The sequence below is a fragment of the Methanobrevibacter filiformis genome (assembly GCF_001639265.1).
GTDB lineage: Archaea > Methanobacteriota > Methanobacteria > Methanobacteriales > Methanobacteriaceae > Methanacia > Methanacia filiformis.
The window spans coordinates 1-7,786 of sequence record NZ_LWMT01000027.1 but is presented as its reverse complement, the minus strand read 5'-3'; the positions used below and the strand labels follow the sequence as shown (position 1 = coordinate 7,786).

The 7,786-nt window shown below is 25.3% G+C and carries 5 protein-coding genes; 3 read left to right on the top strand and 2 right to left on the bottom strand.

Going from position 1 to position 7,786, the window contains the following annotated elements; genetic code table 11:
- The first annotated feature begins 324 nt into the window (after nucleotides 1-324).
- The 3 genes from MBFIL_RS01140 (at nucleotide 325) to MBFIL_RS01130 (ending at nucleotide 2,629) form a co-directional block, all read left to right on the top strand.
- Complete coding sequence (locus MBFIL_RS01140) at nucleotides 325-1,557, top strand: molybdenum cofactor synthesis domain-containing protein (RefSeq protein WP_066970651.1); 1,233 nt, start codon at nucleotides 325-327, stop codon at nucleotides 1,555-1,557.
- Between the two features lie 206 nt (nucleotides 1,558-1,763).
- A complete protein-coding gene (locus tag MBFIL_RS01135; protein WP_066970649.1) occupies nucleotides 1,764-2,228 on the top strand; it encodes a GyrI-like domain-containing protein in 465 nt (154 codons plus the stop codon).
- 122 nt (nucleotides 2,229-2,350) lie between these two features.
- Nucleotides 2,351-2,629 carry a hypothetical protein gene (locus MBFIL_RS01130; protein WP_066970647.1) on the top strand — a complete coding sequence of 93 codons (279 nt, stop codon included), beginning with the start codon at nucleotides 2,351-2,353 and terminating at the stop codon, nucleotides 2,627-2,629.
- A gap of 2,019 nt (nucleotides 2,630-4,648) precedes the next feature.
- Here MBFIL_RS01130 and MBFIL_RS01125 read toward each other — a convergent pair.
- A complete protein-coding gene (locus tag MBFIL_RS01125; protein WP_066970645.1) occupies nucleotides 4,649-5,956 on the bottom strand; it encodes a TldD/PmbA family protein in 1,308 nt (435 codons plus the stop codon).
- Between the two features lie 177 nt (nucleotides 5,957-6,133).
- A complete protein-coding gene (gene hypD, locus MBFIL_RS01120; RefSeq protein WP_066970643.1) occupies nucleotides 6,134-7,180 on the bottom strand; it encodes a hydrogenase formation protein HypD in 1,047 nt (348 codons plus the stop codon).
- Between the last annotated feature and the right edge of the window lie 606 nt (nucleotides 7,181-7,786).

Here is a 7,786-nt window from a genome sequence, read left to right as displayed (position 1 = left end):
ATTTTATATTTTACATATGATTTAAATTAATTAAAAAATAGATAAAAGAATAAAATCTTATTTTTATTAAAATAATTCTTAAAGAAATGAAATTAATACTTATTAATGAATTATAAGTTTAATATTGTTTAAACTAGTATTTAATATTTTTTATTATTAACTATAATAGAAATTATTTATAAATTTAAAATAATAAATTATAAACTAGTAAACTAAAATAATATTTACTATTGATTTTAAAAAAATAACAAAAATCTTCAATTTTAAACTAAAAAAATTTTTTAAAACATTATGTAATGTTTAAAAATTTAAAGGGGTCATGTCATGGGTACGGAATACTTAAAGATAAAAGAAGCAAAAGAAGCTAAAAAAATAATAGACAATCTATTTAATGAACTTTACAAAATTAAATGTGAAGAAATATTATTAGAAAATAGCTATTATCGAATAACATATGATAACATAAAGAGTTCAATAGCTATTCCTCCATTTAACAAATCATTGAAAGATGGGTTTGCTGTTAAAGCCAAAGATACTTTTGGAGCAAGTGATGATAATCCTAAAACATTTAAAATCATTGATACTGTGGAAGCAGGATCATTTAGTGAAAAAACCCTTAAAAATGGAGAAGCTATTGAAATAAGTACAGGAGCACCAGTTCCTAAAGGTAGTGATGCGATAGCTATGGTAGAATATAGTGAAAAGGTGCAAGATGGCCCTGAATCTGAAGTCGCAATATACAAAAGTGTATCCCCCTCCCAAGATATAGCAAAAAAAGGATCTGATATTGAAAAAAATAAACCACTTATATCTGCAAAAACAAAACTTAGTCCAGTTAAAATAGGAGTATTGAGTGCACAAGGATTGAATAAAGTCAAAGTTTATAAAAAACTAGAAATAAGTGTAATATCCACAGGAAATGAGTTATTAACTCAAGAAGACACTATTAATTATGGAAAAATATATGATATTAACACAAACACTATTAAAAATTCAGTGATATCTTGTGGTTGCGAAGCTAAAGTTCAGGGGATTATTAAAGATAACTACAACAAATTAAGAAATAAAATAGAAACTTCACTAAAAACAAGTGACATTGTAATAACTTCAGGTGGAACATCAGCAGGAGTTGGAGATGTTTTAAAAGATGTTATAGAAGATATTGGAGAAGTAATAATTCATGGAATAAGCATTAAACCAGGAAAACCTACTTTAATTGGAAAAGTAAATGGAAAGCTAGTGATAGGACTTCCAGGAAATCCTGTAGGAGCAATAATAGTTTTCAATGTATTTATAGCTCCAAACCTCCGAAAATTAGTAGGGCTAAATCCTGCAGCAAAGAATAAAAAGATTAGAGTTAAACTTTCAAAAAGAATCCATTCATCAAAAGGTAGAGTGCAATATTTATTAATTGAAATTAAAGACAATAAAGCATACCCTATTTTAAAAGATTCTGGAGCAATTAATGCCCTATCCTATGCAGAAGGATATATTAAAGTCCCAAAATCAGTGGAATTAATTGATGCTGATGAAATAGTTGAAGCATATTTATTTTAAGAGTATCTATGAATAGCCTATAGAAATAAATTAAAAAGAAAAGAATAAAGAGGAAAAGTAAAGATGAAAAATAACGAGAAAAACTAAAGATAAAAAATAAAAAGACAATAAAATATATTCACTAGATTAGATTAAAAATAATCATTCAAACTAATAAAATAACTGTAATAATAGAAGAATTCATAAAATAAGAAAAGAGGCATAAAATGGAAATAAAAGAAAAATTAGTAGATGAAGAGAAAATGGCAATCATAAATTACAAAGGAAATGTTGAAGATATGGGAATACTCATAGGAAAACTTTACACATGGGCAGAACTAAATAAAATCAATGTTACAGGACCGCCATTTGCTATATATTATACACTACCTACTACTGAATCACCAGATGATACGATTTATGATATGGGACTTCCACTTGAAAATAATGAAGATTACACTGGAGATGATAAGATACAAGTTGTTGATTTACTTGAACACAAAGTATTATCTGGAATACACAAAGGTCCATATGACACTATAGAAGATAGCTATCAAAAAATGGTGGATTATTCCATAGAAAACGATTATGACATTATAGGATCACCTAAAGAAATTTATTTAAACAGTCCTTATGATGTTGCTCCAGAAGATATACTTGTTGAAATTCAATTCCCAGTTATTAAAATGTAATATTCCATAAACTAATAAATTATTAATTAAGAAAAAATCAATAATTACAGATAAATAATAATTACAGATAAATACTATATAGTAATCATTGCTAAATTAAGGAGTTATGGGAGAGATTAAACATGCCAGCTAATGATGATTTAAGTCCTGAAGAAAAAATACTAAACTTTATGAACAATACCATTTCAAATTATGAAAATATCATATCAATAGAATATAAACCCTGTAGTTTTGGAGATATTATTCATGAATTCGTCGTTAATGTAGAAAAAGGTGTTACCTCTGATGAATATGAGAAAATCCTATTAAAAACAGAAGATTATTGTGAAAAAAATGGTTTAGAAAACATATATGAAAAAAGTAATATTACTGTGATAATTTCAGCAAATAAGGAAGATTAATGAAGATTAATCTATTATCAATCTACGTAATGAATTTTGCAAAAATTTTCAAATTCATTTAAAATTGTAGATTTTAAATTTAGATAATATTTATTAAAATGTTTTTAAAAATGTTTTTAAAATTTCAAAAATAAAATTTTATTTAATTTTATAATTTTTGTCATTTCTCATTGATGACACTATTATTTTAATTTTATTGATAATCTTTTTACAAATATTCTGTCATTTATTATTGATGACAATAATGTAGATATGATTTGAAAAGTCATTAGTAAGAATAGTTAGTAGGAATAGTATTTAAAAAAAGTGAGGCATGATACAAGAAAATCTTTGATTTTCTAAATTTCGAAACCATTGATTGAATACAGTTGAAATATTACACAAAATACGAACTGATAAATATAATAGAAATAAAATATCATGATTATATACATTTAAGTGAAAAAGATTTAATATATTGTCTCAAATCTGATAAATTACAGAAAAATAGCTCAAAAGGTGACATAATAGGAACCAAATTGTCTAAATTAAAAACAAGTGTATAATATAAACTATTAAATTTCGGTTACACTTGAACCATTACACTAAACACGAATTGATATATAATATATTAAATAAATAGATGTAATATTTACAATTAAGAATATTATTAGAAAAAATAATTTTTTTAAATAAAAAGACCATCTGTATTTAATAAAAACCTAAAGAAAAAAGATAGAAAGAGATTAACTAAAAACAACAATTTAATTTAGCATATCAAAATTCGGTTACACTTGAACCATTACACTAAACGCGAACTGATAAAATCAATAAGAAATAAATACTAAAAATATAGAGTTATAATTGAATTTACTGAAATATTTATCTTTAAACTTGATAAATTACACAAAAATATCATAAAAAACCACATTATAGGAACCAAAATAGTGGAATTTCAAAACAACATTATATTAAAGAATATTAAATTTCGATTACACTTGAAATATTACACTAAACACGAACATATAAAATTTATAACAAATACAAGTACAAATCAATATATAATGATAATATATCATCATATATATAATTTTCGGTTACTGGTCTATGTTAATAATATCTATAAAATAAAAAAAGGTAAAAATATAATAAGCAAATGGAAAATTCAATTAAACAAAAAAGTAATACAAAGTAAACAAAGTAAACAATGTAATACAATTTGAATTGTAATTAAGATATTTTAACTAAAAAATGAAAAAAATACTTTGAAATTTACAAAGTTTTATATACGAATTTATACATATTAATACTTGGTTACCAAACATAGCTTATAAGTAATTATAGTTATTTTTTAATTCTCAACGAGCGAGCAACGAGAATTTAGTATAGGTGACCTTAGAAAGAGAGGTGAAATGAAAATTTCATCAATCTTTCTTCAATTATTAGGGTAAACATATAATTCTGATTTATGACTAGTTTTTATATTAATACTTATAATTCTAATTTTATATTAATAATTATAATTTATTGTAGAATATTATAATTTATTATTGAGATTATAGTAAATTTACTTACTATTTATATACTTATTAACTATTTATACAAGAACTAACTATTTATGTAAAAAATAAAAAAGTTAATTGTTTTAATATCAATGAAATATTTTCATGATTATTTAATATAATACCAATACATATGAAGTATAAATAATAAAAAATAGAAAACTTTATATACTGTTAAACCAAATCTATGATTAGTGGTAGTTAAACCACTTATGTTCAAATATATATGATGAGTAGTAAATAATAAATATATTAATAAATATTACCTCCAACTCTAAAAACATAGGTAAAGGAATAAAACATTAAACTGCTCATTATACCTAACTACAAAAACATACAGGGAAAATCTATTTAGATTTTCCCAATCATCCAAAATAATGAATTTTTAGCCTACTTTAATGAATTCTTTAAAATATTATACTACTTTTTTATATGCTAATTTTAAGTATTACTTTTAAGTATTAATTATTTAGTATTATTAATTACCAACAACTCTTAAACTATCAATTGATAATTTAGGAATTATAAATGAACCATATTGTTTTATTTTAGAATCTAATCCTTGACAATTAGATAAAGCATCAAATATATTTCCAGAAATCATAGCTTTTTTGATAGGTTTACATACCTCACCATTTTCAATTAAAAATGCATTGTTTGCTTCAACAGAAAAATCACCAGAAATAGGATTTGCAGTGTGAGCTCCAAGAACATCAGTAGCTAAAAAACCTTTTGAAATATCTTCAATAGCTATTTTTTCATTAAAATCAAAGATAACATTAGAGGTCGAAGAAGATGGAGTGTCTAAATAAGCACCTCTAAAACCATTTCCAGTACTGGTTAAACTTGCTTTGTTGGCATTGTAAATATCATAAATAAAGCCTTTTAAAACACCATTTTCGATTAAAGTTGTTTTTTGTGAAGGAGTGCCTTCATCATCCATTTTAAAAGAAGCTAAACCTCCTTCATAAAGTCCATCATCATAAATAGACAAATTAGGACTTACAATATCTTGATTCACTTTATCAGCTAAAATTGATCGTCCTCTTAAAACATTATCAGAGTTAAATGCACTTATAAAAGCATTTAAAAGCCCTGCTGCAGCATGATAGTCTAATACAACATTCATATCACTGGTTTCTATTTTTGATCCTCCAATTGAATCAATAGCTAGTTTAGAAGTTGAATTTCCAAGTTCTTCAGGATTTAAATTAAACTCATTTGATGAAATAGAATCATAAGCAGTGGATTTTTCACCATTTCTCTCAGCATTTAATGCAATAAAAGAAGAAAAACCTGTGGATTTGTCAGCTACTTCCACATCTTTTGAATTTATGATTAATACCTCAGACATGGATGCAGAAAATCCTCCAGAAGTTATTTCACAGCTATTATCTGTGGCTGAGGCTATGAGTGTTTTCATGAAATCAATAGCCTCATCTAAATCAAAGTTTTCAAATCTAGAATCATATATTCCTTTTACTTCCCTATATTTATGAGTTTCTGCAAAATCAAAGTTTGGATTACAAGCATTCTCTTTTGAATTTTCCAAAGCTTGCTTTGCGGTTTTAGCTATTTCATTTATTTCATTTGTATATGCAAAACCTAATTTATTATTGTTTATAACTCTAATCCCAATTCCAAAATTGAATTCTTCTTTTGCAAAGTTTAAAATCTCTTTTTCACAGTCTAATTCAATAGTATTATCCTTTTCTATATAAATCTCAAACTCATCACATTGTTTAGATACTTCACTTTTTGCTTTTTCTGCTATTTCGTCTATCATTGAATATTCTCCCATATTAGTTAAATTTTAGATTATTTATTTAAATATTACATTATTGATAATTGTTTTAATTGCACTGATACAGGCTTTTTCTGGATTTGTCTGTAATTAACAATAGCTATTGCTTCTATATTACACATAATATCCTTAATTAGAATGATTATTGCTTAAATAATCCTAGTGTAAACCATATCTATGAGCTATATTACATGTTCCTTCTTTACTAACCATACAAGCACCAACAGGATTTGCTGGATTACATGTTTTCCTAAATAGCTTACAATCTTCAGGTTTAGCTATTCCTCTAAGTATTGGGCCACAGATGCATCCATTTGGCTCATTTTCAACATTTTTAACTTCAATATCGAACTTTTCTCTTGCATTGAATTCATTAAATTCTTTTTTGATTTCAAGTATAGAGTTTGGGATTTTTGGAAAACCTCTCCATTCCCTACTTTTAACTTCAAAAACTTCATCTATAACTTCTTGAGCTTTAACATTACCTTCTGTTTTTACTGCACGATTGTATTCATTATCAATTTTAGCTTCACCATTTTTACATTGTCTGAGAATCATGTAAACAGCCATTAAAACATCTAAAGGATTAAATCCTGCCATAGCTTGAGGAATACCATATTTATTTGAAAAAATTTCAAATGGTTTAGTTCCAATAATTGTACCAACATGTCCTGGCTCAATTAATGCATTCAAACTAGTTTCTCCAGATTCAATTAAAAATTCAAGAGCAGGTGGAATCATACGATGAGAAGACAATATTGAAAAGTTTTCAGGAGGCTCAGCTAGTATTTCAGAAGCTGTAGTTGGAGCAGTTGTTTCAAATCCAGCAGCTATGAAAACAACCTCATTATCAAGTTTTTTAGCTATTTCAACCCCATTGTTGATTCCATAAACTATCCTAACATCTGCACCTTCAGCTTTCGCATCATTTAATGAACTATTTGAACCTGGAACTCTAAGCATATCTCCAAAGGTAGCTATTGTAACTCCTTTATCTAATAGTTCCAATGCTTCATCGATTTCACGAGCAGGAACACAACAAACAGGACAACCAGGACCAGCAATAACCTCAACTTCAGGAGGAAGTAATGTCCTAAGACCATTTTCCATTATAGTATGTTCATGAGACCCACAAACATGCATAATCTTAATGGGTGTTGCAATTTTTTCTATTCTACTTATTAATTCTTTAGAAAGATTTTTCATAATAAAACCATGTGATGATTATTAAAGTAAGGATCAATATTTAGATAAGTTAAATATTTCAATTAATATAATTAATAGCTATTTTAATTTAAATAATAGCTATTGATTAATACTAGTAAATGGAAAGCTTGATCAATCCCTATTGCCATCATCATATCCACTGATATTTATATAATATTCTATTCATATTATAATAATCTAATATATCCCAATCATAGAACATAAAAAGCAGGAATATACTTAATAATTGAAATACTTAATAATTGAAATAAACAAAATCCATTAAAACACAATATACTTATATTGATTTTATTATATATTAACTTAATATTAACAAAAACAATTCTTATATTTTAAATAATTAATTTATTAAATAGCTTTTGATCAAACTTTTTCTAAAAGTTTGAAAAATAGTATTAAAAAATTAAAAAAGGATTAATTTTAATATCTCATAAATACTGGAAAAATAAGGTAAAAATCACAGCTGTTAAGTTAAGGATTTTTCATGTTAGATATGTAGTGTGTAATGTTGTGATGTTTTTTGTTTATATTCTTATTTTTCTTTTAGCATGTTTTTTATTCTTGATATTGTTAGTCTTGTGTGTC